Origin of the sequence: Tropicimonas sp. IMCC34011, assembly GCF_003390865.1 — a bacterium.
Lineage (GTDB): Bacteria > Pseudomonadota > Alphaproteobacteria > Rhodobacterales > Rhodobacteraceae > Tropicimonas_B.
This window is the reverse complement of record NZ_QMEJ01000001.1, coordinates 338,464-362,730: the sequence shown is the minus strand read 5'-3', so window position 1 is coordinate 362,730 and position 24,267 is coordinate 338,464. Positions and strand designations below refer to the sequence as shown.

Here is a 24,267-nt window from a genome sequence, read left to right as displayed (position 1 = left end):
GTTAAAAAAGAGAAGCCGCATGGGGTTATGCGGCTTTCTTTATGCGGATCCGGTCAGGTTTCGTCGGCGAAGTGGCAGGCGATACGCTGTCCGGGGCGGCCGGAGGGCTTCTCCTCCAGCACCGGGTCCCGCTCGGCGCAGAGGGCCTGCGCCCGGGGGCAGCGCGTCCTGAACACGCAGCCTGACGGCGGATCGAGCGGCGAGGGAAGCTCTCCCGACAGCACGATCACGTCCTTTGTGCGCTCGATATCGGGATCGGGCACCGGAACGGCGGACATCAGGGCTTGCGTGTAGGGATGCCGCGCATTTGCATAGAGGTCGTGCTTCTCCGCGATCTCCATGATCCGGCCGAGATACAGGACCATCACCCTGTCGGAGATGTGCCGCACGACGGAGAGGTCATGGGCGATGAAGATCAGCGCGAGACCGAGCTCCTTCTGCAGGCGCATCAAAAGGTTGATGACCTGGGCCTGGATCGACACGTCGAGCGCCGAGACCGGCTCGTCGCAGATGATAAGCTTCGGCTCGACGATCAGCGCGCGCGCGATGCCGATGCGTTGGCATTGGCCGCCGGAGAACTCGTGCGGGTAGCGGTTGATCTGGTTGGGCAGGAGCGAAACCCGGTCCATCATCTCCTTCACCCGCGTCTTCACCTCCGTGGAGGAAAGGTCGGGGCGATGCGTGCGGAGCGGCTCGGCGATGATCTGGCCAACCGTCATCCGCGGATTGAGCGCGGCGAGCGGATCCTGGAAGATCATCTGGATCTCGCTGCGATAGCTGAGCATCTTGCGCCGCGAGACGGCGAGAAGGTCGTCCCCGCCCATCCAGACGACGCGGCCTTCGCCAGGCACCATGCGAATGAGCGCGCGGGCGAGCGTGGATTTGCCGCAACCGGATTCGCCCACAATTCCGAGGGTCTCGCCGGCGTTCAGGGTGAAGTCCACACCCCCCACGGCGCGCAGGTGCAGCGGCTCGGCAAAGGGCAGGGCGCCACGGCGGGGAATGTCGAAGGTGACGCGGAGATCCTCGACGCGCAGAAGCTCGCTCATGGCAGCGCCTCCTCGTAATCGGCCGGAATGCCCTCGCGGATGGTCTCCACCGGGCGGATGCAGGCGCGGGACCGGTTCGGGCCGACCGAATCCAGCGGCGGAACGACGGCATCGCAATCGTCACCGCCCCAGGCGCAGCGCGGGCGGAAGGGGCAGCCCGGCGGCGGATTGGTCATGTTGGGCGGCGCACCCGGGATCGTCAAAAGCTCCTCTGACCCCTTGTCGACCCGCGGGATCGCCCGGAGAAGGCCGAGCGTGTAGGGATGGACCGGATCGGCGAAGAGCGGGTCCACCGGGGCCTTCTCCATGATCCGGCCGCCATACATCACCACGACATCCTCGCAGGAGCCTGCGACGACGCCGAGATCGTGCGTGATCAGCAAGAGGGCCATGCCGAATTCCGACTGGAGCTCCGAGAAGAGCGACATGATCTGCGCCTGAACGGTCACATCGAGCGCCGTGGTGGGCTCGTCCGCGATCAGAAGCCGCGGACGGCAGAGCAGCGCCATTGCGATCATGACGCGCTGGCGCATGCCGCCGGAGAACTCGTGCGGGTAGAGCCGGATGCGTTCCCGGGCACTCGGGATATGGACCGCGTCCAGCATCCGGACGGCCTCGGCGACGGCCTCCTTCTTGCCCATGCCCTTGTGGTGCATGAGCACCTCGCTCATCTGGTCCGAGACGCGCATGTAGGGATTGAGCGAGGTCATCGGGTCCTGGAAGACCATTGCGATCTTCTCAGCCCGGATCTTGTTGAGCGCCTTGAGAGGCGCGTTCAGGATCTCCTCTCCCTCGAAGCGCACGGAGCCCGTGGCGCGGCCGTTCTTTGCCAGAAGGCCAAGGGCGGCGAAGGCGGTCTGGGACTTGCCCGACCCGCTTTCGCCGACGATGGCCAGCGTCTTTCCGGCCTCCAGCGCCATCGACACGCCGCGCACGGCGCTGACCGTGCCGTCCGGCGTGTCGAAGGAGACGCTGAGGTCGTCGATCTCGAGAAGGGGCATCAGCGATCCTTGGGGTCGAGCGCATCCCTCAGGCCGTCTCCCACGAAGAAGAAGCCGAAGAGGGTGATCACGAAGAAGAAGAGCGGGAAGAGAAGCTGCCAGAGCGTGCCGTACTGCATCGTCCCGGCACCTTCGGAGATGAGCGCGCCCCAGCTCGTCAGCGGCTCCTGCACGCCGAGACCGAGGAAGGAGATGAAGCTCTCCGTCAGGATCATCAGCGGGACGAGCAGCGTGGCGTAGACGGCGACGATGCCGAGGAGGTTCGGCACGATATGGCGCAGGATGATGCGGAAGCCGGAGACGCCGGTGGCGCGCGCGGCCTCGATATACTCCATGTTCTTGAGGCTGAGCGTCTGGCCCCGGACGATGCGGCTCATGTCGAGCCAGGACAGAAGCCCGATGCCGAAGAACAGCATGGCGATGGAGCGGCCGAACATGACGAGGAGCAGGATCAGGACGAACATGTAGGGGATCGCCATGAGGATATCGACGGTTCGCATCATGACGTTGTCCGTGGCGCCGCCGACATATCCCGCGATGGCGCCCCAGAGCGTTCCGACGATGACCGCGATGGCCGCGCCGACAAGACCGACCATGAGCGAAATCTGCGTGCCCTGCACGACGCGGGCGAAGAGGTCCCGTCCGAGGTCGTCCGTGCCGAAATAATGCCCCGTCTCGATCGAGGGGCCGCCGAGCTCGGCGACCTGTCCGAGGACCATGAAATCGAGCTCGTCGATCGACCACGCCGCGATGTAGGGGCCGAAGAGGGCGAAGGCGCCGACGAAGACGAGGATGACAAGTCCGAACATCGCGGCCTTGTTGCGCACGAAGCGGCGCCTCGCGTCCGCCCAGGGAGAGCGGCCCTTGACCTCCTCCTCGACGAGACGGCCGGCGAGGCTTTCCATTTTCTGCTGTTCGACGAGCATCAGTAGCGGATCCTCGGGTCTATCCAGGCGTAGAGAATGTCCACGACGAGGTTGAAGAGGATGGTCAGCCCGCCGATCAGGATCGTGATCCCCATCATCACCGAATAGTCGCGGGAGAGCGCGGCGTTGACGAAGAAGAGGCCGATCCCGCCCGTCGAAAAGAACAGGTCGATGACGACGGAGCCCGTGATCATCGTGACGAAGGCGGGCCCGAGATAGGAGATCACCGGCAGCATGGCCGGCTTCAGCGCATGGCGCAGCAGGATCCGCCGCGTCGGCAGGCCCTTGGCCCGCGCGGTGCGGATGTGGTTCTGCGCCAGGACCTCCAGCATCGAGGAGCGGGTGATCCGCGCGATCGACGCCATGAAGGAGGTGGAAAGCGCGACCACCGGCATGACCAGGTATTCCCACTGCCCGTCGTTCCAGCCGCCGCCCGGCAGCCAGCCGAGCCACAGGGTGAAGACGAGGACGAGGATCGGCGCCATGACGAAGTTCGGCAGGACCTGCGCCCCGATGGAGACGCCGACGGCGAGGTAGTCGAGCCAGGAATTCTGCTTGATGGCGGCCGCGACCCCGAGCGAGCACCCGACGATCACGGCGACAAGGAAGGAGATGGCGCCGTAGGTCAGAGTGATGGGGAAACCCTGCGCGATGACGTCGTTCACCGTGCGGGACGGGTAGACGAAGGAGGGGCCGAAATCGAAATGGGCGACGATGTTCCACAGATACGTGCCGATCTGCTTCCAGAGCGGCTCGTCGAGGCCGTAGCGGGCGTTGAGATTGGCCAGCACCTCGGGCGGAATCGCGCGCTCGCGCGTGAACGGCCCGCCGGGCGCGGCGTGCATCAGCACGAAGGACAGCACGATCAGGACGAGAAGCGTCGGGATCGCGACGGCCAGACGTTTGAGAATGAACGAGAGCATGAGGGATCAGGAGGCCGGGCGACGCGCGCCCGGCCTCCCTTTGACCATCAGTTTGCGGAGGAGGAGGCCGGGGCGTCCTCGGCCGCGATGTAGAGATCCTTCGAGTACCAGTTCTGCATCAGGTTATCGAAGGGGTAGTTCCGGACCTGCGGATCCACCATCAGAACACCGGTGTACTGATAGATCGGCGCGAAGGGCATGTTCTCCGCGAGGATCTGCTCGGCCTCGGTGTAGTTCGGATTGGGATTTTCCATCGTCTTCGACTCGCTCATCAGCTCGTCGTAGGTCTCGTCGGTCCAGCCCGAGACGTTGTGGTCCGAGTAGGAAGTCATCAGGTCGAGATAGGTCGATGCCTCGTTGTAGTCGCCGCACCACGCGTAGCGGGCGATTTCGTAATTGCCGTCCTGGAGACGGTCGGTATGGGTGGCCCATTCGTAGTTGGCCAGCTCGACATTCACACCCAGCGTCTGCTTCCAGAACTGGCTGACGGCCACGGCGATCTTCCGGTGGCTCTCATCGGTGTTGTACTGGATCGTGACGGTCAGGGGCTCGCCGTCCGGGCCGTAACCGGCCTCCGCCATCAGTTCCTTCGCCCGCTCGTTGCGCTCTTCCTGGGTCCAGCCGGCATAATCGATCTCGGGCAGATCGAAGCCCGCGGTCGCCTGGTGGGTCCAGTTGTAGGAGGGATACTGCCCGCCCTGGAGAATGCGCTCGACGATGATGTCGCGGTCGATGGCGTAGGACAGCGCCTTGCGGACGCGCTCGTCTTTCAGGGCCGGGTTGCCGTTCTCACCCTGGTTGAACCAGTAGATGTACGAGCAGGACCGCGGGAAGGAATGGGCCTCGTCGGGGTATTCCTCCGACAGGCGCGGATACTGGCCGGAGGGGATATCTGTCATGTCGAGTTCACCGGCGAGATAGCGGGTCAGGCCCTGGTTCTCGTCATTGATGATCAGCGTGACCGTCCGGTCGAGGATCGTCTCCTCGTCGTTCCAGTATTCGGGGTTGCGCTCCCGCACGACCCGTTCGCCGGGATTGTATTCCGTCAGGGTGTAGGCGCCGTTGCCGACGAGATTGCCGGGCCGCGTCCAGGCATCGCCCAGCTCCTCGACCACGGCCTCGGGGACCGGGAAGGTCGAGGGGTGCGTCAGCATGGAGATGAAGTAGGGCAGGGGCGTCTCGATCGTGACTTCGAGCGTCTGGTCGTCGACGGCGCGGATGCCGAGCTCTTCAGGCTCCATCTCGCCCTCGACGATGGCAGAGGCGTTCTCGACGCCCATCAGCTCCATGTACCACGCGTATTCGGAGGCGGTTTCGGGATCGACGAGGCGTCGCCAGGCATAGACGAAATCGGACGCCGTCACCGGCTCGCCGTTGGACCAGTTCGCCTCGCGCAGGTTAAACGTGTAGGTCTTGCCGTCTTCGCTCAGCTCATGGTCCGTCGCCATGCCGGGGACCTGGTTGCCGTCGATGTCGTCGTTGTAGAGGCCCTCGAAGAGGTCGCGGAGGATCTTGGAACCTGAGACGTCGGTGGAAATCTGCGGATCGAAGGACTTGATGTCATCGAGTTCGCGGTAGGTGAAGACCTGCTCCTCGGCGAGGGGCGTGCCGTCCGGGGCGGTCTCCTGGGCGACGGCGGGGAATGCGAGCGCGGTGCTCAGCAACAGGGATGATACGAGGGAACGTGACATTGCGGATCCTCCTGAAGGGGCCTGGGGTCGACGCGTCTTGCGGCGTCGTCATCGTGTCAGTCCAGCATTGGATGCGATCCTTGGCAAGGCCAGTCCATGGAGGTGTGATCGGATCTTTGCCATGACCTTACGCAATTGCACTGAGATTGGGCGCTAGTGCCGCCCGGTTCAGTGCGGTCTGATCGCGCCCGAAGGCCTCAATTCCGGCGCTTCCGCTGCGGAAGGGCGGCCGGGTGCAGGCCCGGGCGGGCGCCGGGGCCCTTGCCCTTGCCCCATTTGAGCTTCCAGCGGCGGTGAATCCAGAACCACTGGCCCGGATACGCCCGCACCATGGCCTCGAGCCGCGCGTTGAACTCCTGCATCCTGCTCTCGGGATCGCCGTCGGGTATAGGCTCCTCGACGATGACGCGGAAATTGATGCCGTCCGGCTGCCGGATCGCGAAGGCCGGCACGAAGAGGGCATCGTAGCGCGTCGCCATCTCGGCGGCCGACACCGCCGTCATCGCAGGACGCCCGAGGAATTCGAGTTCCCGCCCGCTGCCGATGTAGAGATCGTTGAGAAGCATCGTCCGCCCGCCCTGCGACAGATGGCGGATTAGTCCCTTCATGCCGGTCCGGTCGGAGGCGAACATTGGCTTGCCAACATTCTCCATGGTCCTGACGTAGTGGGCGTTGAAAAAGGCGTTGGCCATGGGGCGATAGAGCCCGCCGAGCGCAAGCCCGCGCCCGTTCAGGCATCCGCGCGCGGCTTCGTAATTGCCGAAATGGCCGGAGATGACGATGACGGGCCGCCCCGCGGCCTTTGCCTCCATGAGCGCCGCCATGCCGGGCCCTTCGGGATCGATCTTTGCCGCGCGTTTAAGAAGCTCGGGAGCGGAGTAGTTCTCGATCAGCATCCGGCCGGCATTGTCGGCGACCTCGGCCGCGATGCGCCTGCGCTCGGCGGGCGGCATGTCCGGGAAGACGTAGTCGAGGTTCTCGGCGATGCGCGCGTCGTAGCCCGCGAGCGGCGTGAAGACGCGGCGGGAAAGGGTGCCGAAGAGGGGAACGCGGGTTTCGTAGGGCAGGCGGCGCGCGGCCCAGATCGCGGCGCGCAGGACCGCATCGACGGCCCTGTCCTTGACGCTCCCCGTGAGAGGCTCCTCCTCCTCGCTCATCTCCTCCTCCCCTCAGACGGCGGAAGGAGGGATAGGATGCCGGACCGACCGGCGCAACATCTGGCCGTCCTGTCAGTGCTGGGCGGTCGCATGTCCGGACACCTGCCGCTTGCGCACCGGATCGAGCTTGCGGGATTTCATCATCAGCACGAGGGCCACCGCCGAGCAGATCAGCACGCCGACCGAGAGCGGAACGATCGTGCCGTTGAACGCAAGGCCGATGGGCGCCGCGAGGATCACCGCCCCGATGGTGGAGACGCAGCCGACGACGGAGGAGGCGAGGCCCGCGATATGGCCCATCGGCTCCAGCGCAAGCGCGTTGAGGTTGCCGAAGGTCAGGCCGGCCATGAAGAAGACGCTCGTCGCCCAGAAGAAGAAGGCCGGGAAGAAGAGCGCCTCCGGCAGGAGGCCGGACAGTTCGAGCAGCACGAGCAGCGTGGAGATCGCCGTCTGCGCACCATAGGCGGCGATGGCGAGGCGGCGCATACCCAGCCGCATGACAAGCGTCGCGTTGATGATCGTGCCGGTCCCGGCGATCAGGCCCTGCACGAGAAACCACTGGGGGAAGCTATCGGTGATGCCGAAGATCTCGGCATAGATCTGCTGGATCGACGAGAGGAAGGCGAACATCTGGCCGAAGCCGAGGGTCAGCACGGCGATGTAGATCAGCACGAGCTTGTTCGTCAGGACTTCCTTCACCGCGGTCCAGAGGCCGCCGAGGCGCAGGGAGCGCCGCCTGTCGAGCGGCAGTGTCTCGTCCTGGCGGATATTCAGCCAGGTGCAGCCCAAAAGACCGAAGAGGGCGAAGGCGAGGAAGATGGACCGCCAGCCGAATGCGTTCATCACGAGCTCCCCGGCGGAGGGGGCCATCGCGGGGATGAGGATGAAGATCATCATCATGAAGGATGTGATCTGCGCCATGCGGCGGCCTTCGTAGAGATCCCTCACCATGGCAAGCGCCACGATGCGTGGCGCGGAGGCCCCGAGGCCCTGGAGAGCCCGGAAAGCCAGCATCGTCTCGAGGTTCTCGGCCTGCCAGGACCCGATCGCGCCCGCGATGAACACGCCGATGCCGAAGGTGATGACGGTCTTGCGTCCGAACGTGTCGGAGAGCGGCCCGCTGAAGAGCGTGCCGATCCCCATGCCGAACACGAAGGCGGTCAGCACGAGCTGCGCCTTGTTGGGCGCATCCGGCGTCAGGTCCTCCGCGATCTGGGGCAGGGCGGGCAACATGGCGTCAATCGAGAAGGCGACGCAGGCGAACAGCATCGCGAGCATGACGACGAATTCGGGAACGGCTAAGCGACGTGGCATTGGGCACCTCGGGATGGTCCCGGGCGGACCGGGCGCGCATTTGAATGTTGGCCACGCCGACGCGAGGCGGCTTCGGGTCTCTCCCTGCGTGCAGTCCTTAGACTGCCCTCTCTGCACTGGCCAGTCGGCAAGGGGGCAGTCAGACCTGTGCACCCGTGCAGGATCGCGCGCCGTTCGGAAGGCAGGATGCACGCCGGCACAGAGCGGCGCATCTCTTGAGCGAGACGGGGCCTTGAGAAGGTCGGGCTGAGTATACTGCGCGGCAGCCCGAGCCCTCAGGCGAGTTGCGCGTTGATCTCGTCGATGAGCTTGAGCCAGAGGTCCGGCTGCTGCGCGCCCGGAACGACGTGCTGGTTGGCGATGATGAAGGTCGGAACGGCCGATACGCCGCGCTCGCGGGAATGCGCCTCCCGTGTCTCGATCTCGGCCGTGTCCGCGTCGCCGTCCAGAAGGCGGCGGATGGCCGCGGCGTCGAGCCCGGCCCCATCCGCGATATCCGCAAGGACGTCCCGATCGCCGATATCCCGGCCCTCCTGGAAGTAGGCCGCGAAGAGAGCGTCTACCACCGCGCCTTGCTTACGCTCGATCCCGGCCCAGTGAATCAGGCGATGCGCATCGATGGTGTTCGGTGACCGCTTGATGGTCTCCCAGTCGATCTGCAGCCCCGCATCCCTCGCAGCCTCGTCGATCCGCGTATGGAGCTGTACGACGGCCTCCTTCGAGCCGAACTTGCCCTCGAGGTACTCGCCCCGATCGAGCCCGCCCCGCGGTATTTCCGGGTCGAGCTGGAATGGATGCCAGGCAATGGTGAAGGGGTGGTCGGGGCGGTCGGCAAGCGCACGGTCGAGATGCGCCTTGCCGATGTAGCACCACGGACAAACGGGATCTGAAATGATGTCGAGCGTGATCATGGACGCGGCTCTAGCAGATCCTGCCGTACTTCGCGAGGCCGGGCGCCCGGGAGCTCCGGATCAATCCGTCCGACCGGCCGGCGGCTCGGCGGTGTCGTCGTCACCGAAATCGCCGTCCTCGGCATAGACGTCCTCTCCTTCGGGGATGGACCGTCCGGAGAAGGTGATGTTGGCGTTGTCGTTCAGCTCGTCCATGCGCGCGTCGATGGGCATGTTGGACGTCATGAACTCGTCGATCTCCTCGTTCGCTTCGACCTGCCTGAGGGCGTGGGCCTCCATCAGGTAACGGGTGAACGCCTCCCGGTCGCCGTCGATCTCCACGAGGCGGGAATGTGCGAGATTCGGCCAGCGATCCTCGATCCCGTCCAGCATCTCATCCCAGTTCCGTGCGATCGGGGCCCAGTCCATCTTCTCGTCTCCAGCATCTGTGTCGGTGTGATTATCGATGTCGCGGGACAAGACTTCGGCCCGGAGGATGGTTCCCTCCGGGGCGGATGCCCCCAAGTCAGGATCGCGGCTACCGGCAAGACGAGGTGCGGCCGAGGCTGAATGTGAAAGGACCCGGACGCATCGCGTCCGGGCCCCTGAATGTCACAATCCGATGCGCCGTTACTCGGCGGCTTCCTCGTACCACCAGACATCCGGCTGGAAGCCGAGCCAGTCGCCGTACATCGCTATGGTCTCGGGGTACTTGATCTCCTTGACGTGGGCGAGGTGGCTCTCCGGGGAGTACCAGAAGGGCACGACGTAGCGCCCGGTCGTCAGCACGCGGTCGAGGGCCTTCACGGCGGCCCGGAAATCCTCCTGGCTCTCGGCCGTGAGCATTGCACCGATCATCGCCTCGATGGCCGGGTTGTCCGCGCCCATCCAGTTGTAGGTGCCCGGCTCGTCGACGCCGTCCGCGCCCCAGTAGAGATACTGCTCGTTGCCGGGGGAGAGAGACACCGCGCGCTGGTAGATCGTCATGTCGAAATCGTAGGCGTCCGAGCGCTCCTTGTACTGGGCGCTGTCCACGGTGACGACTTCGGCATCGACGCCAATCCGCCTCAGCCCTTCGACGTAGAGTTCCGCGGCGGTCGCGTATTGTCCGGCGCTCTGAGGCAGGACGATGTCGAAGGAGAGGGCCTCGCCGGTCTCCTCGTGGGTCATCACGCCGCCGTCGATGGCATATCCCGCCTCGCCCAGAAGCCGGATCGCGGTACGGGTGCCGGCGCGGTTGGCCTCGGAGCCGTCGGAGACGGGAAGGGAATAGCCCTCGAGCGCCCCCGGCAGCAATTCATCCGCGAACGGCTCCAGGAGCTCGGCGACGCGGCCTGTCGCCGAGCCGCCCTCCATCGCCAGGACGGAGTTGCAGAAGTAGGAGCAGATCCGGGGCTCCGTGCCGCCGTTGATCGCGGAGTTGATGAACTCGAAGTTGAACGCGTTGATCAGCGCTTCACGCACGCGCCAGTCATCGAAGGGCGCGCGGCGGGTGTTCATCACGAAGCCGAGGATGCCGGAGGGCCGCTCGTGCGGAATGGTGGAGAGGACGACATCGCCACTGCGGACAGCCGGGAAATCGTACGCCGTCTGCCAGCGGCCCATGTTCGTTTCGCGGTTCGAGGAAATCTCGCCAGCGCGGAAGGTCTCGAAGGCCACGTCCCCGTCGCCGAACCACTCGTACCGGATCTCGTCGAAATTGTGGAAGCCGGACATCAGGGGCAGGTCCGCGGCCCACCAATCTTCATCGCGTTCCAGAACCATGTACCGGCCCTGCTCGTAGGGGCCGACGGTGTAGGGACCGGAGCCGACGGGGATGGTGTTCGACGCCGCCGCGAAATCGACGTCCTCGAACTGCGCCTTCTTCAGGATCGGACGAAGGCCGAGGATCAGGGGCAGTTCGTCGTCTTCCTCCGAGAACTCGAATCGTACGGTCCGCTCGCCCACGATTTCGGAACTCGCAATCTTGTCCCATGCGGAATGATAGCGGGGATGGCCTTCCGTCCCGAGGATCTCGAATGACCATAGGACATCTTCAGCGGTAACGGGGGAGCCATCGGAGAATCGGGCTTCGGGGCGAATCGTGAATTCCACCCATTCCCGATTCGGTCCTGTTTCGACCGATTCGGCCAGCCAGCCGTATAGCGTGAACGGCTCGTCGTAGGATCGGCCCATGAGCGATTCGTACCCGTAGACCCGCTGGCCGTAGACCGGGCTGCCCTTCAGGACGAAGGGATTGAGGCTGTCGTAGGAGCCGATCTCGGCGAAGGTGAAACGGCCGCCCTTGGGGGCATCGGGGTTGGCGTAGGGCAACGCCTCGAACCCCTCCGGGAGCGCGGGATCGCCGTACATGGCAATGCCGTGGGTGGGGTCGGCCGCGGCCGCGCCCGCCATCGTCCAGATCGCGGCCAGTGCCGTCGCCTGCGCTCGGAAGGGGGTCATGGATTGCCTCATCATCTGCCGTGTTCCTGTCGCCGGCGATGCTACGGGGCCGGCATGGGCGATTCAAACTTTTAACTTTGACGTCCGTATTTTGACGGTTATATAGAGGGCACTGCTCGATAGGTTTCTTGCCTGTATGAAACCTGCCTCAATAACTTGCGCCCGCCTTGTGCGGGCGCTTTTTTTTGCCCGGTCGCGCCGCCTGTTTCCCGCATAGGTAAAACGTGCCGGCACGACCCCCGAGCAGCTCACTCGAATGGAATCGACCCCGCGCGGCCTGCGCACTGGCCACAGCGAACCCGTCGCCTATGCTATGCCGCGAGTGCAAACAACGCTGAGGGCGATCACATGAAGCTGAATGGCAAGACGGCGGTGGTGACGGGATCGAACAGTGGCATCGGCCTCGGCGTCGCGACGGCGTTCGCTCAGGCCGGAGCGCGCGTTGTGCTGAACTCCTACACCGACAGCGAGGAGGACCACGCCCTGGCGCGCAAGCTGTCCGATGAGACGGGATCCGAGGTCCTCTACATCAAGGCGGACATGTCGAAGGGTGAGGAGTGCCGCCAGCTGATCGAGAAGGCCGGCGCCTGCGATATCCTGGTTAACAATGCCGGCATCCAGCACGTCGCCCCGGTCGAGGAGTTCCCGCAGGAGAAGTGGGACGCGATCATCGCGATCAACCTGTCCTCCTCCTTCCACACCATCGCCGCGGCGATTCCGATGATGAAGGCCGCCGGGTGGGGGAGGATCGTCAACATCGCCTCGGCCCATGGCCTGACCGCGAGCCCCTACAAGTCCGCCTACGTCTCCGCCAAGCACGGCATCGTCGGCCTGACCAAGACCATCGCGCTCGAGACCGCCCGGGAGGATATCACCTGCAATGCGATCTGCCCCGGCTACGTGATGACCCCGCTCGTCGAGGCGCAGATCCCGGATACGATGAAGCAGTACGGAATGGAGCGTGAGGAGGCCATCGAGAAGGTCATCCTCGACCGTCAGCCCTCCAAGGAATTCGCCACTGTGGAGGAGATCGGCGGCGTCGCGACCTTCCTGTGCTCTGATGCGGCGCGGCAGATCACCGGCACGACCATCAGCGTCGATGGCGGCTGGACGGCGCTCTGAGCGGCGTGGCGGACCCGGTACGCATCACTCTCGCGCTTCAGGGCGGCGGCGCGCACGGCGCCTTCACCTGGGGCGTGCTCGACCGGCTCCTTGAGGAAGAGGGCATCGAGATCGCCGGGATCTCCGGCTGCTCGGCGGGCGCGCTGAACGGAGCGGCGCTCAAGGCCGGACTCGTCCGCGGCGGGCGAGAGGCGGCGCGCGAGAATCTCGACTGGCTCTGGGCCCGCGTGGTCGGCGTGCAGGACCTGCGGCTCACGCATTGGTTCGCGCAGTTCACGCCCAATGCCACCCTCAGCCACCTGCTCGGCAATTCACCGGCCTTCTTCCTGGCCGATTCCGTTTCCCGCGCGATCAGCCCCTATGCCTACGGGCCGTTCTATTCCAATCCCCTGCAGCCGGTCGTGGAGCATTTCGACTTCGACCTGGTCTGCTCCGATGCGGGGCCGGCCTTCTTCGTCTCGGCGACCAACGTGCGGTCCGGCAAGATCCGCGTGTTCTCCGGCGCCGAACTGTGCCCGGATGCCATCCTCGCCTCCGCCTGCCTGCCGACGATGTTCAAGGCGGTGGAGATGGAGGACCCCGCGACCGGGGAGATGGAGGCTTACTGGGATGGCGGCTATACAGGCAATCCGGCCCTCTTTCCGCTCTATGACGATGCGCTGCCGTCCGATCTCGTCATCGTCAACATCAATCCGCTCTGGCGGCCGGACGTGCCGATGAACGGCACCGACATCCAGAACCGGATCAACGAGATCAGCTTCAACACCTCGCTCCTGCGAGAGCTGCGCGCCATCGACTTCGTGCGCCGCCTGATTGCCGACGGGCGCATCCCTGAAGGCGCGATGAAGGCCGTGCGCGTCCACATGATCGCCGACGACGCCCTGATGAGGGATCTGTCCGTCGCGACCAAGACGGTGCCCTCGGCGCTGGTCACCGGGCGCCTGAAGGCGGCCGGGCGAGACGCCGCGGAGACCTTCCTGTCCGTCCACGGTCACATGCTCGGCGTGGAGGGAAGCGTCGATCTGCAGCGGATGTTCGACTGATATATCCAGCCGCAAATGTTCCCTTCGTCGGCCCGGTCATTTCGTTTGGCGGGCGCGGGCCGCGTCAGGCGGTCTCGCGATGCTCGGCGGGCGCATGGTCCGGCCCACCGGGAAGTCCCGCCGGGACAGGGCCCGCTGGCGGGGCAGGGGGAACGGTGCCCGGCTTCTGGGGCGGGTAGACGAGACCGGCTGAGATCACGAGCTTCGCGGCATCCTCGACGGTCATGTCGAGATAGGTCACGTCACGCTCGGGCACGATAAGCAGGAAGCCCGAGGTCGGGTTCGGCGTGGTCGGCAGGAAGACGGAGATCATCCGCGTCTCCGCATCGCCGAGCTTCAGGGCCAGCTCGCCTTTCGCCGTGGTGGACACGAAGGCGAGCGCCCAGACACCCTTGCGGGGGTATTCCACGAGGCAGGCGCGCTCGAAATTGCTTTCGGTCTGCGCGAACACGGTCTCGGCGATCTGCTTCAGGCCGCCGTAGATCGACCGCACGACGGGCATACGGTCCACGAAACGCTCGCCCCACCCGATCAGCGAGCGGCCGATGATGCCTTTCGCGACCCAGCCGACGAGGACTGTGAAGACGAGGAAGATCACGACGCCGAGGCCGCGGATATCGACGCCGATATATTGTTCGGGACGGAAATGCGCCGGCACCAGCGGCAGTACGAAGCCGTCGATCCAGCCGATCACGGACCAAATGAGATAGATGGTGAGCGCGATGGGCGCGATGACGACGAGACCGGTCAGGAACGATGCGCGCAGCCGCCCGAAACGCTTCGGCTTGCCGGGACGCCGCGCAAGGGGATCGGTGCCGGGATCGCGCGGCGGGGGAGCAGATTTTGGGGGAACCACGTGGAGGGAGCGCCTGAATGAGATGAAGGAGGCCCGTTGCCACCTTGCGAAAAGGGTAGGGATCCCCCGGGGGCTATGCAAGAACGGCTTGCGTTTCGCGGGACCTTCCTCTATCCGGCGCCCACTTCACAGGCGGAGTCGGGCCATATCGGGGGAGACATCCCCGTGACGTCCACCGGTTGGGGCCTTCAACGGTCCCTCAAGCTCCGCCGAGGCATGAAACCGGAAAAAGGACAGACGCACATGGCGCTTCCCGAATTCTCCCTGCGTCAGCTGCTCGAAGCTGGCGTTCACTTCGGTCACCAGACCCAGCGGTGGAATCCCCGCATGGGCGAGTACATCTATGGTGAGCGGAACGGCATCCACATCATGGACCTGACGCAGACCGTCCCGATGCTGGACGCTGCCCTGAACGTGATCCGCGAGACCGTGGCCCGCGGCGGCCGCATCCTCTTCGTCGGCACCAAGCGTCAGGCCCAGAAGCCGATCGCCGAGGCCGCCGAGCGTTGCGCCCAGTACTACATGAACCACCGTTGGCTCGGCGGCACGCTGACCAACTGGAAGACCGTCTCCCAGTCGATCAACCGTCTGAAATCCATCGACGAATCGATGGCGATGGGGGCCGAGGGCCTGACCAAGAAAGAGCGCCTCCACATGGAGCGCGACCAGGAGAAGCTGAACGCCTCCCTGGGCGGCATCCGCGAGATGGGCGGCGTTCCGGATCTTCTGTTCGTCATCGACGTGAACAAGGAAGACCTAGCCATCGCCGAAGCCCGCAAGCTGGGCATCCCGGTCGTCGCCGTCGTGGACACGAACTGCTCCCCGGCGGGCGTGGATTACGTGATCCCCGGCAATGACGACGCGGCCCGCGCGATTGCCCTGTACTGCGATCTCGTCTCTCGCGCCGCCCTCGACGGGATGAGCGCGCAGATGGAATCGGCCGGCATCGATGTCGGCGAGATGGAAGAAGCGCCCTCCGAAGAGGTCGCTGCCGAAGGCGAGACTGCCGAGGCCTGATCCGGATCGTCACGCCGTGCGCTTCAAGTAAGCGGCGTGACCTTCGGGATTGTCATTCCACTGACATGCGCGGGCGGCACAGGCTGCCCGCGGAACTGCCTATTTCAGGAGCACTGATACGATGGCGATTACCGCTGCACAGGTGAAACAACTCCGCGACACGACCGGCGCGGGCATGATGGACGCCAAGAAGGCGCTGACCGAGACCGACGGCGACATGGAAGCCGCCGTCGACTGGCTGCGCACGAAGGGCCTCGCGAAGGCCGCCAAGAAATCCGGCCGGACCGCCGCCGAGGGCCTCGTGGCCGTCCGCGTCGAGGGTGGCACGGGCGTCGCGGTCGAGGTGAACTCCGAGACCGACTTCGTCGCCAAGAACGCCGAATTCCAGAAGATGGCCGGCGATATCGCCGATGCCGCGCTGAAGGCGGACAACGTCGAAGCGCTGGTCGAGGCCGACATGGGCGGCAAGAAGATCAAGGACGTGATCACCGACAAGATCGCGACGATCGGCGAGAACATGTCCGTCCGCCGCATGGCGAAGCTGAGCGGCGAGAACGTGGTGTCCTACGTCCACAACGCCGCCACCGACGGCATGGGCAAGATCGGCGTTCTCGTCGCCATCACCGGCGGTGACGAGGCGTTCGGCCGCCAGGTCGCGATGCACGTCGCGGCCGTGAACCCGGCATCCCTCGGCGAGAGCGATCTCGACCCCGAGCTGGTCGCCCGCGAGAAGCAGGTCCTGACCGAACAGGCCCGCGAGAGCGGCAAGCCCGAGCAGGTCATCGAGAAGATGATCGAAGGCCGGATGAAGAAGTATCTGTCCGAGGTCACGCTGCTCGGCCAGAGCTTCGTCATCAACCCGGATCTGACGGTCGAGCAGGCTGCCAAGGATGCCGGCGCCACGATCACCGGCTTCGTCCGGCTCGAGGTCGGCGAAGGCATCGAGAAGGTCGAGGAAGACTTCGCGGCCGAGGTCGCCAAGGCGGCTCAGGGCTGATCGACGTCCGACATCAGCATGACACGGGACAGGGCGCTTCGGCGTCCTGTTTCGTTTTCGGATGCAACATGCCGATCTCTAAGAACAAGATGAGCCTACAGGGGTCGTGATCGACGCGGACTTTCCCCGTAAGCTGTCACGCCACAGAAGCTCGGTTTCAAATACCGGTAGCACTGCGGCCGCCTCGTGCACACAATATTAACATAATACTGATTATCGGATCGACGCATGTGGGAGGCTGGACGGCTTTCCCCGCCGCGCTGTGCCCCTTCGATTGACATCCGCAGAGCTTGAGGTCTCAACGTACTCGCGGCCCGGATGCGGTCCGCGCCGACACATTGCCAAGCGAGACATCAAACGACATGCGACCCTGTTCCCCGATCTTCGACATGGCGCGCTGAGCCATGGACGTACTTTCACAGAACCCCACGCTTCTCGCGGCCATGGTCGCTCTTCTGCTCTTCATCGGTGCCTTTGCGGGTGTCCTTGCGGGGTTCCTCGGTGTCGGCGGCGGGATCGTCCTGGTGCCCGGCTTCTATTATGCCTTCGCGGCGCTCGGATACGAGAGCCCCTATCTGATGCAGATGTGCCTGGCGACGTCGCTTGCGACGATCATCGTGACGTCGACCCGGTCCGTCCTGTCGCATAACCGCAAGGGCGCCGTGGACTGGTCCGTGCTGCGTGGCTGGACGCCGGGGATCGTCATCGGCGCGCTGATCGGCGTTGCCGTGGCCGCAGCGTTGCGCTCCGGTACGCTACAGGGCATTTTCGGCTGCCTCGCGATCCTCGTCGGGCTCTACATGCTCTTCGGCAATTCGAACTGGCGCCTCGGATCGGAGATGCCGAAAGGTCCCCTCAAATACATCCTGTCGCCGATGCTGGGTTTCCTGTCGGTGCTGATGGGAATCGGCGGCGGCTCCTTCGGCGTGCCGGTCATGAGTCTCCACGGAATGCCGATCCATCGCGCGGTCGCGACGGCGGCGGGCTTCGGGACGATCATCGCCGTGCCTTCGGTCCTCGGTTTTCTATTCGTCGGGATCCCGGCGGAGGTACGTCCTCCCTTCACTGTGGGATCGGTCAATCTCGGCGCGTTCATCGTGGTCATCGCGATGACGCTGATCACCGCGCCCCTTGGCGTCGCGCTCGCACACAAGACGGATCCGAAGCCGCTCAAGCGGTTCTTCGGGGCGTTCCTGCTCCTGGTGGCGCTCAACATGCTGCGCAAGTCGTTCGGGTACTGATCCCGGACGGCCGGCGTCAGCCCAGGGCGTATCCCGCGCCGCGAACCGTGCGGAGCGGGTCATCGCCGCCGGTGGCACAGAGAGCCTTGCGGAGCCGCCCGATATGGACGTCCACGGTGCGGGTGTCGACGTAGACGTCCCTGCCCCACACGCGGTCCAGTAGCTGCTCCCGGCTCCAGACGCGGCCGGGCTTTTCCATGAGCGTGGCGAGGAGCCGGAATTCCGTCGGGCCGAGCTTCAGGGGATTGTCGTTCCGTGTGACCTTGTGGGTCTCGGCATCGAGTACGATTCCTTCATACTCGACCCTCTCGCCGACGGAGGCCGGACGCGTGCGACGCAGTTGCGCGCGGATACGGGCCATCAGCTCGATCACCGAGTACGGCTTCACGACGTAATCGTCCGCGCCGGTTTCGAGCCCGCGCACGCGATCCACTTCCTCGGAGCGCGCCGAGAGCATTATGATCGGAACGCCCCGGGTTTCGTGCCGCATCTTCAGCCGGCGGCAGACCTCGATCCCCGAGACGTTGGGCAGCATCCAGTCCAGCACGATGATGTCCGGAGAATCCTCGTCCACGGCGATCAGGGCTTCGTCTCCGTTGCCTGCGCGGGAGACGCGGAATCCCTCGGCCTCGAGGTTGTAGATCAGCACCTCGCGCTGCGCCGGCTCGTCCTCGACCACGAGGACACGGGGCTGTTCCTGCGGCGACATCAGGATTGTCCGAACGTCTCAAGGGACGAGCGATCGCCCTTCGGCCGGTCCTCATCCGGTTTTTCGCCGCTGACGAGATAGATGACCTGCTCGGCGATGGAGGTGACGTGGTCTCCCATCCGCTCGATGTTCTTGGCGATGAAATGAAGGTGGATGCAGGCCGAGATATTGCGCGGATCCTCCATCATGTGCGTGACGAACTCGCGGAAGAGCGCGGTGTACATCTGGTCCACCTCCGCGTCGCGCGCCCAGACGTCACGGGCCATCTCGACATCGCGCTGGATGTAGGCGTCGAGGGCGTCCTTCAGCATCTGTTCGACGGAGTGGGCCATGCGGCGGATGGACCCCGCCGTGGAGCCGATCTGCGGCATCTCGGTCAGCGCGATGGTGCGCTTGCCGATGTTCTTGGAATAGTCGCCGATCCGCTCGAGGTTGCCCGAGATCTTGATCACCGACAGGACCGTGCGCAGGTCCCGCGCCATGGGCTGGCGGAGCGCGATCATGCGCGCCGCCTCCTCGTTGATCCGCTCTTCCAGCCCGTCGATGGCCTTGTCCCCGCGCCGCACCTTGCTTGCCAGGTCGCCGTCGTTCTCGACGAGGCACTGGGCGGCGTTCAGGATGGATTCCTCGACCAGACCGCCCATCTTCATGATGAGCGCCTGCACCGCCTCGAGATCGCGGTCGTAGGAGCTGACGATATGACTATCGTTCATGGTATTGCCCTTCCCTGCCCTCTGCGAAGACGTCAACCGATGCGTCCGGTGATGTAGCTCTCGGTGCGCTGGTCCTGCGGAGTGTTGAAGATATCGCCGGTGTCGCCGTACTCGACGAGGTTGCCGAGGTGGAAGAACGCCGTCTTCTGGCTGACGCGTGCCGCCTGCTGCATGGAATGCGTCACGATGACGACGGAATAGGTTTCCTTGAGCTCGTCGATCAGTTCCTCGACTTGCGCCGTGGCGATGGGATCGAGGGCGGAGCACGGCTCGTCCATCAGAAGAACCTCGGGCTCCGTCGCCACTGCGCGGGCGATGCACAGGCGCTGCTGCTGACCGCCCGAAAGCCCCGTACCGGAAGCGTGGAGCCGGTCCTTCACCTCGTCCCAGATCGCCCCGCGGCGAAGGGCCTTCTCGACGATCTCGTCCAACTCGGCCTTGTTGCGCGCCAGACCGTGGATCTTGGGGCCATAGGCGACATTGTCGTAGATCGACTTGGGGAACGGGTTGGGCTTCTGAAAGACCATCCCGACCCGCGCCCGAAGCTGCACCGGATCGACGCGCTTGTCGTAGATATCTTCCCCGTCGAGCAGGATGTTCCCCTCGATGCGGGCGATGTCGATCGTGTCGTTCATGCGGTTGATGCACCGCAGGAAGGTCGACTTGCCGCAGCCGGACGGGCCGATGAAGGCGGTGACGGTATTGGCGAGGATGTCGACGTCCACATCCTTGATGGCGTGCGTGTCGCCGTAATAGACCTGCACGTTCTTTGCCGCGATCTTGACGTTGTCGGTATCCACGATGCGCTCCAAGGGTCTCATGTCGTTCATGGGTCTCTCCTGCGCTCTTACCAGCGACGTTCGAAGCGGCGTCTGAGCACGATCGCCAGCGTGTTCATGATCAATAGGAAGACCAGCAGCACGATGATTGCACCGGAGGCCCTCTCGACGAAAGCGGGATCGGCACGCTGGGTCCAGTTGTAGACCTGGACGGGCAGCGCGGAGGCGGGATCGAAGAAGCCGTCGGGCGGCGCCGCCGGGTAGTCCCGGACGAAGGCGACCATGCCGATCAGCAGCAGAGGCGCGGTTTCCCCGAGAGCTTGGGCGAGGCCGATGATCGTCCCCGTCAGGATGCCGGGCATCGCGAGCGGCAGCACGTGGTGGAAGACGGACTGCATCTTCGAGGCGCCGATCCCGAGCGCAGCGTCCCGGATGGAGGGCGGAACCGCCTTCAGCGAGGCGCGGGTCGCGATGATGATCGTCGGCAGCGTCATCAGCGTCAGCACAAGGCCGCCGACGATGGGCGCCGATTGCGGAAGGCCCGCGAAGTTGATGAAGATCGCGAGGCCGAGGATGCCGTAGACGATGGAGGGCACCGCCGCGAGATTCGAGATGTTCACCTCGATCACGTCGGTGAACCAGTTCTGCGGCGCGAATTCCTCGAGGTAGATCGAGGCGGCCACGCCGATCGGCAGCGCAAGGCAGAGCACGATCAGCATCATGTAGAGCGAGCCGATGATCGCGACCCCGAGACCGGCCGCTTCGGGGCGGTTGTCGGAGGCGTCGGGCGCGGTGATGAAGGCCCAGTTGAAGTGGACGTTCAGGATGCCGGCGTCCTGCATGGCCTGGGCCAGCTGGATCTGGGCCGGAGAGACGTTGGAATTCAGTTCGGCGGTACGATCCGTCACGCGGCCCTTGAAATAGCCGTCGATCCAGGAATTCGCGAGGACCTCGATCTCGACGGTCTGACCGATGAGTTCGGGATCGGCCAGCACGCGGTCGCGGATCTGCGCCGAGGCTTCGGGAGAGATGATGCCGCGCGCCTCGTCCTCCGACAGCCCCTCGATCTCGATGCCGGCATTGCGGAACGTGTTCAGCACGGCATCGCGGATGATCGACGAATAGCCGAAGGTGGAGACCGAGGCGATGTCCGCGGGGTCGCGGTTGCCGCCCGGATCCAGCGTCTCGGCGGTGAGCGGCACGTCGAGCGTGACGTAGGCCTGACGGAAGGAGCTCAGGCCCTGGCTCAGGATCGAGACCAGCAGGATAACGAGAGCGGCAAGGCCGACGGCGATGGCAGCGAGACCGTAGGCGCGGAAGCGGGCTTCGGCGGCGTTGCGGCGGCGCGTTCCCTTGTCCGCTGTCATCAGCGACGTATGGCGACGCTCGGGCGCGGCTCCGGATGCGGTTGCATCGGTCATTCGTACTGTTCCCGGTACTTGCGGACGATGTAGAGGGCGAGGACGTTGAGCGCCAACGTGATGACAAAGAGCGTCAGGCCGAGCGCGAAGGCGACCAGCGTCTCGGGGCTGGCGAAATCGGTATCGCCGGTGAGCTGGCTGACGATCTTGACGGTGACGGTGGTCATTGCCTCGAACGGGTTGATGGCCTCCGTCAATCCCTCGTTCAGGCGTGCGGCCGCGGCCCCTGCCCCGAGGACGACGATCATGGTTTCACCGATGGCACGGGAGGCGGCCAAGAGGACGGCGCCCACGATGCCGGGGAGCGCTGCCGGAATGATCACCGAGCGGATCGTCTCGGACGGCGTCGCGCCGAGGCCGAGGGAGCCATCCCGCATCGACTGCGGCACCGCGTTGATGATGTCGTCCGACAGCGAAGAGACGAAGGGGATCAGCATGATGCCCATGACCAGACCCGCCGTCATCACCGAGGAGGAGCTGTTGCCGAGGCCGAGGGGCTGCGCGAAGTAGTCCCTGAGCGCCGGGCCCACCGTGATCAGCGCGAAGAGGCCATAGACGATGGTCGGGATGCCGGCGAGCACCTCGATCAGCGGCTTGGCGACGGCGCGCATCTTCGGCCCGGCATACTCGGAGAGGTAGATCGCCGCGAAGAGCCCCACCGGAACCGCCACGAGAAGGGCGATCAGCGAGATGTAGAGCGTGCCCCAGAGCAGCGGGAGGATGCCGAGTTCGGAATTGCCGCGGAAATCCGGGGACCAGGTGGTCGAGAAGAAGAACTCGCTCGCCGGGTACTGGCGGAAGAAGTTGATCGTCTCGAAGAGCATCGACAGGACGATGCCGAGCGTCGTCAGGATGGCGATGGAGGAGGCCAGGATCAGCAGCGCCAGGAGCCCGGTCTCGACGGCGTTCCGGGCGCGGAAGCTCGGATTGATCCGGCGCAGGCCGAGCAGCAGGCCGCCGGCCGCAAGGGCGATCACCACCACGGCCATCCAGACCTGCGAGGCGGCGGCGAGGCCGCGATAGCGCTGCGCGGCGGCGAGCGTGGTCTCCGTGACGGAGGAGCCGAGCGAGATGCCGAGCCCCATGAGACGGCCGGCCAGCGCATTGTCGGCGACGAGGCCGGACGCCTCGGACGCGCTGAGTGCTCCGGAGGAGACCGCGGAGTCGAGACCGGCCGCGAGGCGGCGCACATCGGACATCAGGAGCGAGAGATTGGAGCCCTCCTGCATTCCCTCGTCCACCAGCCCGGAGACCATGCCGTCGATCACGATCGGCGCGATCAGCATCCAGGCGGCTAGAACGAGAAGTGCGGGGACGACGGTCAGGATGAACGCGTTCCAGCCGTAGTAGGAGGGGAGCGAGTGCAGGCTGCGGTAATCGTCACCGGCCGAACTCAGGGCGCGGGCGCGGCCGAGCACGTATCCGGCGGCGCCGAGCACGAGAACGATGGCAAGGATCCAGAATACGGGCATCGCGAACCTGTCGGGAAAGGGAAAGCCGGCGGACCGGACGAGGCGGACGGGGCCACATGCCCCGGTCGAAAGGTGCGGGAGGCTCCGAAGAGCCCCCCGCGAAGCCGTAGCTTACATGCTCTCGGACATGGTCACTTCGTCGGCGATCTGCTGCTGGGTCTGCTCCAGCTCGGGATCGGCAACGAGGCCGTAGTTGGAGAGCGGGCCGTTCGGACCGGCGACTTCGTTGGACACGAAGAACTCGGCATACTCTTTCAGGCCCGGGATGACGCCCATATGCGCCTTCTTGATGTAGAAGTAGAGCGGGCGGGAGACCGGGTAGTCACCGGAGGAGATCGTCTCGGTGGAGGGTTCGACACCGCCCATCGTGGCGACCTTCAGCAGGTCGGTGTTGTTCTCGTAGAACGCCAGGCCGAACACGCCGATGCCGTTGGGGTTGCTCTCGATGCGGGCGAGGGTCTCGGTGTAGTCGCCGTCGATGTCCACGGCCACGCCGTCGGTCCGGATGGACATGCAGGCATCTTCCGCAGCGTCTTCGTCGCCGCCGTTGATCTCGAGGATCTGGTCGTAGGCGCCGCTGTCTTCGCAGCCCTGAAGGATGACCTTCTCTTCGAAGACTTCACGCGTGCCGTGCTTGGTGCCGGGGATGAAGGCCTGGATCTCGACATCGGGGAGCGCGCCGTCGACATCGGACCAGCTGCTGTTCGGGTTGGAGGCCATCTCGCCGTCCATCGGAAGCTCGGCGGCCATCGCGTTGTACCACTGGGCCGGCTCGAAGGCGGTGAACTCGGGGCCGTCGATCTGGCTGGCGAAGACGATGCCGTCATAGCCGATCCGGACTTCCATGATGTCGGTGACGCCGGCGGCGGCACAGGCTTCGATCTCGCCTTCGCGGATCGCGCGGGAGGCGTTGGCGATGTCGATGGTGTTCTCGCCGACGCCTTCACAGAAGCGCTTCAGGCCAGCGGAGGAGCCACCGGATTCGACGACCGGGGTCGGATAGTCGAAGTTCTCGCCGAAGGCTTCGGCGACGATGGAGGCGTAGGGCAGAACGGTGGACGAACCGGCGATCTGCACCTGCTCGCGCCCTTGGGCGGACACGGCGGTGGCGGAGACGGCAGCGAGGGCCAGCGTCGAGACAGTCAGCTTGGCGAGAGACATGTATGTCCTCCTTTGAATATCGTGGCAGGCTACCCCAGGCAGCCTCGGGAGCCGTCTATGCCCCGGATGCTGGCCTTTTGTGACAACCGTGTAACAGTTCGATGACAATGCGGAAGTTCGGCGGATTCTTTACGGCACCCCTGCCCTGCGGCATCGCAGCGGGGCGGACCGACGCGGGCTTTTCCAAAATCTTCGTGTGCGCGTAAGGCCCCGGAACCGCGGCTGTGTCGTGAAGGCGGCAGGCCCCGGAACCGGTAGCAATGGAGATGACCCTGCGCCCGGCGGACAGCCCGCGACGATCGTGGCAGCTGACCGGCGCGCGTCGCGGCGCATAGACCGGACG

The 24,267-nt window shown here is 65.1% G+C and carries 22 protein-coding genes; 5 read left to right on the top strand and 17 right to left on the bottom strand.

The features are described 5' to 3' along the window. Nucleotides 1-53: 53 nt before the first annotated feature. The 10 genes from DQG15_RS01815 to DQG15_RS01770 form a co-directional block, all read right to left on the bottom strand. Nucleotides 54-1,049: an oligopeptide/dipeptide ABC transporter ATP-binding protein gene (locus DQG15_RS01815; protein WP_116082264.1), complete on the bottom strand. Its 996-nt coding sequence runs from the start codon at nucleotides 1,047-1,049 to the stop codon at nucleotides 54-56. Beyond that, nucleotides 1,046-2,050 (bottom strand): oligopeptide/dipeptide ABC transporter ATP-binding protein, encoded by a 1,005-nt coding sequence (locus DQG15_RS01810; RefSeq protein WP_116082262.1) that lies wholly within the window; start codon nucleotides 2,048-2,050, stop codon nucleotides 1,046-1,048. The genes DQG15_RS01815 and DQG15_RS01810 overlap by 4 nt, the downstream gene beginning before the upstream one ends. Beyond that, on the bottom strand, nucleotides 2,050-2,976 hold the full coding sequence (locus DQG15_RS01805) for an ABC transporter permease subunit (RefSeq protein WP_116082261.1): 927 nt from the start codon (nucleotides 2,974-2,976) through the stop codon (nucleotides 2,050-2,052). Before DQG15_RS01805 ends, DQG15_RS01810 begins: the two co-directional genes overlap by 1 nt. After that, complete coding sequence (gene oppB, locus DQG15_RS01800) at nucleotides 2,976-3,899, bottom strand: oligopeptide ABC transporter permease OppB (RefSeq protein WP_116082259.1); 924 nt, start codon at nucleotides 3,897-3,899, stop codon at nucleotides 2,976-2,978. The genes DQG15_RS01805 and oppB overlap by 1 nt, the downstream gene beginning before the upstream one ends. Nucleotides 3,900-3,946: 47 nt before the next feature. Next, nucleotides 3,947-5,590 carry a peptide ABC transporter substrate-binding protein gene (locus tag DQG15_RS01795; RefSeq protein ID WP_116082258.1) on the bottom strand — a complete coding sequence of 548 codons (1,644 nt, stop codon included), beginning with the start codon at nucleotides 5,588-5,590 and terminating at the stop codon, nucleotides 3,947-3,949. A 197-nt stretch (nucleotides 5,591-5,787) separates the two neighbouring features. After that, nucleotides 5,788-6,747, bottom strand: a complete 960-nt coding sequence (locus tag DQG15_RS01790) for a lysophospholipid acyltransferase family protein (protein WP_116082256.1) — start codon at nucleotides 6,745-6,747, stop codon at nucleotides 5,788-5,790. A 72-nt stretch (nucleotides 6,748-6,819) separates the two neighbouring features. Beyond that, nucleotides 6,820-8,061, bottom strand: coding sequence for a multidrug effflux MFS transporter (locus tag DQG15_RS01785; protein WP_232830667.1), 1,242 nt, complete (start codon nucleotides 8,059-8,061; stop codon nucleotides 6,820-6,822). Nucleotides 8,062-8,336: 275 nt separating this feature from the next. Further along, complete coding sequence (locus tag DQG15_RS01780) at nucleotides 8,337-8,972, bottom strand: DsbA family oxidoreductase (RefSeq protein WP_116082253.1); 636 nt, start codon at nucleotides 8,970-8,972, stop codon at nucleotides 8,337-8,339. 60 nt (nucleotides 8,973-9,032) lie between these two features. After that, nucleotides 9,033-9,380, bottom strand: coding sequence for a hypothetical protein (locus DQG15_RS01775; RefSeq protein WP_157968868.1), 348 nt, complete (start codon nucleotides 9,378-9,380; stop codon nucleotides 9,033-9,035). Between the two features lie 201 nt (nucleotides 9,381-9,581). Beyond that, nucleotides 9,582-11,393 carry an extracellular solute-binding protein gene (locus DQG15_RS01770; RefSeq protein ID WP_116083676.1) on the bottom strand — a complete coding sequence of 604 codons (1,812 nt, stop codon included), beginning with the start codon at nucleotides 11,391-11,393 and terminating at the stop codon, nucleotides 9,582-9,584. A 348-nt stretch (nucleotides 11,394-11,741) separates the two neighbouring features. Here DQG15_RS01770 and DQG15_RS01765 point away from each other — a divergent pair, with 348 nt between their 5' ends. After that, complete coding sequence (locus DQG15_RS01765) at nucleotides 11,742-12,515, top strand: 3-hydroxybutyrate dehydrogenase (RefSeq protein ID WP_116082249.1); 774 nt, start codon at nucleotides 11,742-11,744, stop codon at nucleotides 12,513-12,515. A gap of 5 nt (nucleotides 12,516-12,520) precedes the next feature. Then, nucleotides 12,521-13,558, top strand: a complete 1,038-nt coding sequence (locus DQG15_RS01760) for a patatin-like phospholipase family protein (RefSeq protein WP_116082248.1) — start codon at nucleotides 12,521-12,523, stop codon at nucleotides 13,556-13,558. A gap of 64 nt (nucleotides 13,559-13,622) precedes the next feature. Here the strand turns inward: DQG15_RS01760 and DQG15_RS01755 are convergent, their stop codons facing one another. Further along, nucleotides 13,623-14,414 carry a DUF502 domain-containing protein gene (locus tag DQG15_RS01755; RefSeq protein WP_116082246.1) on the bottom strand — a complete coding sequence of 264 codons (792 nt, stop codon included), beginning with the start codon at nucleotides 14,412-14,414 and terminating at the stop codon, nucleotides 13,623-13,625. A gap of 243 nt (nucleotides 14,415-14,657) precedes the next feature. Between DQG15_RS01755 and rpsB the strand changes: the two genes are divergently transcribed. From rpsB to DQG15_RS01740, 3 genes are all read left to right on the top strand, one after another. After that, nucleotides 14,658-15,431 (top strand): 30S ribosomal protein S2, encoded by a 774-nt coding sequence (gene rpsB, locus DQG15_RS01750; protein ID WP_116082244.1) that lies wholly within the window; start codon nucleotides 14,658-14,660, stop codon nucleotides 15,429-15,431. A gap of 121 nt (nucleotides 15,432-15,552) precedes the next feature. Further along, nucleotides 15,553-16,428, top strand: coding sequence for a translation elongation factor Ts (gene tsf, locus DQG15_RS01745; RefSeq protein WP_116082242.1), 876 nt, complete (start codon nucleotides 15,553-15,555; stop codon nucleotides 16,426-16,428). A 404-nt stretch (nucleotides 16,429-16,832) separates the two neighbouring features. After that, nucleotides 16,833-17,669: a sulfite exporter TauE/SafE family protein gene (locus DQG15_RS01740; protein WP_116082241.1), complete on the top strand. Its 837-nt coding sequence runs from the start codon at nucleotides 16,833-16,835 to the stop codon at nucleotides 17,667-17,669. 16 nt (nucleotides 17,670-17,685) lie between these two features. Here the strand turns inward: DQG15_RS01740 and phoB are convergent, their stop codons facing one another. From phoB to DQG15_RS01710, 6 genes are all read right to left on the bottom strand, one after another. After that, complete coding sequence (gene phoB / locus DQG15_RS01735) at nucleotides 17,686-18,378, bottom strand: phosphate regulon transcriptional regulator PhoB (protein ID WP_116082239.1); 693 nt, start codon at nucleotides 18,376-18,378, stop codon at nucleotides 17,686-17,688. After that, entirely contained in the window at nucleotides 18,378-19,091 is a 714-nt protein-coding gene (phoU, locus tag DQG15_RS01730) for a phosphate signaling complex protein PhoU (RefSeq protein ID WP_116082237.1), read from the bottom strand. Before phoU ends, phoB begins: the two co-directional genes overlap by 1 nt. Nucleotides 19,092-19,123: 32 nt before the next feature. Then, entirely contained in the window at nucleotides 19,124-19,921 is a 798-nt protein-coding gene (gene pstB / locus DQG15_RS01725) for a phosphate ABC transporter ATP-binding protein PstB (RefSeq protein WP_116082236.1), read from the bottom strand. 17 nt (nucleotides 19,922-19,938) lie between these two features. Continuing rightward, complete coding sequence (pstA, locus tag DQG15_RS01720) at nucleotides 19,939-21,291, bottom strand: phosphate ABC transporter permease PstA (RefSeq protein WP_116082234.1); 1,353 nt, start codon at nucleotides 21,289-21,291, stop codon at nucleotides 19,939-19,941. Continuing rightward, on the bottom strand, nucleotides 21,288-22,763 hold the full coding sequence (gene pstC, locus DQG15_RS01715; protein WP_116082232.1) for a phosphate ABC transporter permease subunit PstC: 1,476 nt from the start codon (nucleotides 22,761-22,763) through the stop codon (nucleotides 21,288-21,290). The genes pstA and pstC overlap by 4 nt, the downstream gene beginning before the upstream one ends. Nucleotides 22,764-22,874: 111 nt before the next feature. Beyond that, on the bottom strand, nucleotides 22,875-23,924 hold the full coding sequence (locus DQG15_RS01710; protein ID WP_116082230.1) for a substrate-binding domain-containing protein: 1,050 nt from the start codon (nucleotides 23,922-23,924) through the stop codon (nucleotides 22,875-22,877). Between the last annotated feature and the right edge of the window lie 343 nt (nucleotides 23,925-24,267).

Coding starts and splice junctions, on each gene's coding strand:
- pstC (WP_116082232.1), bottom strand. CDS start 22,763: ATGCCCGTATTCTGGATCCTTGCCATCGTTCTCGTGCTCGGCGCCGCC.
- tsf (WP_116082242.1), top strand. CDS start 15,553: ATGGCGATTACCGCTGCACAGGTGAAACAACTCCGCGACACGACCGGC.
- DQG15_RS01805 (WP_116082261.1), bottom strand. CDS start 2,976: ATGCTCGTCGAACAGCAGAAAATGGAAAGCCTCGCCGGCCGTCTCGTC.
- phoB (WP_116082239.1), bottom strand. CDS start 18,378: ATGTCGCCGCAGGAACAGCCCCGTGTCCTCGTGGTCGAGGACGAGCCG.
- pstB (WP_116082236.1), bottom strand. CDS start 19,921: ATGAACGACATGAGACCCTTGGAGCGCATCGTGGATACCGACAACGTC.
- DQG15_RS01810 (WP_116082262.1), bottom strand. CDS start 2,050: ATGCCCCTTCTCGAGATCGACGACCTCAGCGTCTCCTTCGACACGCCG.
- DQG15_RS01775 (WP_157968868.1), bottom strand. CDS start 9,380: ATGGACTGGGCCCCGATCGCACGGAACTGGGATGAGATGCTGGACGGG.
- DQG15_RS01770 (WP_116083676.1), bottom strand. CDS start 11,393: ATGACCCCCTTCCGAGCGCAGGCGACGGCACTGGCCGCGATCTGGACG.
- pstA (WP_116082234.1), bottom strand. CDS start 21,291: ATGACCGATGCAACCGCATCCGGAGCCGCGCCCGAGCGTCGCCATACG.
- DQG15_RS01740 (WP_116082241.1), top strand. CDS start 16,833: ATGGACGTACTTTCACAGAACCCCACGCTTCTCGCGGCCATGGTCGCT.
- DQG15_RS01815 (WP_116082264.1), bottom strand. CDS start 1,049: ATGAGCGAGCTTCTGCGCGTCGAGGATCTCCGCGTCACCTTCGACATT.
- DQG15_RS01790 (WP_116082256.1), bottom strand. CDS start 6,747: ATGAGCGAGGAGGAGGAGCCTCTCACGGGGAGCGTCAAGGACAGGGCC.
- DQG15_RS01710 (WP_116082230.1), bottom strand. CDS start 23,924: ATGTCTCTCGCCAAGCTGACTGTCTCGACGCTGGCCCTCGCTGCCGTC.
- oppB (WP_116082259.1), bottom strand. CDS start 3,899: ATGCTCTCGTTCATTCTCAAACGTCTGGCCGTCGCGATCCCGACGCTT.
- DQG15_RS01780 (WP_116082253.1), bottom strand. CDS start 8,972: ATGATCACGCTCGACATCATTTCAGATCCCGTTTGTCCGTGGTGCTAC.
- DQG15_RS01785 (WP_232830667.1), bottom strand. CDS start 8,061: ATGCCACGTCGCTTAGCCGTTCCCGAATTCGTCGTCATGCTCGCGATG.
- rpsB (WP_116082244.1), top strand. CDS start 14,658: ATGGCGCTTCCCGAATTCTCCCTGCGTCAGCTGCTCGAAGCTGGCGTT.
- phoU (WP_116082237.1), bottom strand. CDS start 19,091: ATGAACGATAGTCATATCGTCAGCTCCTACGACCGCGATCTCGAGGCG.
- DQG15_RS01795 (WP_116082258.1), bottom strand. CDS start 5,590: ATGTCACGTTCCCTCGTATCATCCCTGTTGCTGAGCACCGCGCTCGCA.
- DQG15_RS01765 (WP_116082249.1), top strand. CDS start 11,742: ATGAAGCTGAATGGCAAGACGGCGGTGGTGACGGGATCGAACAGTGGC.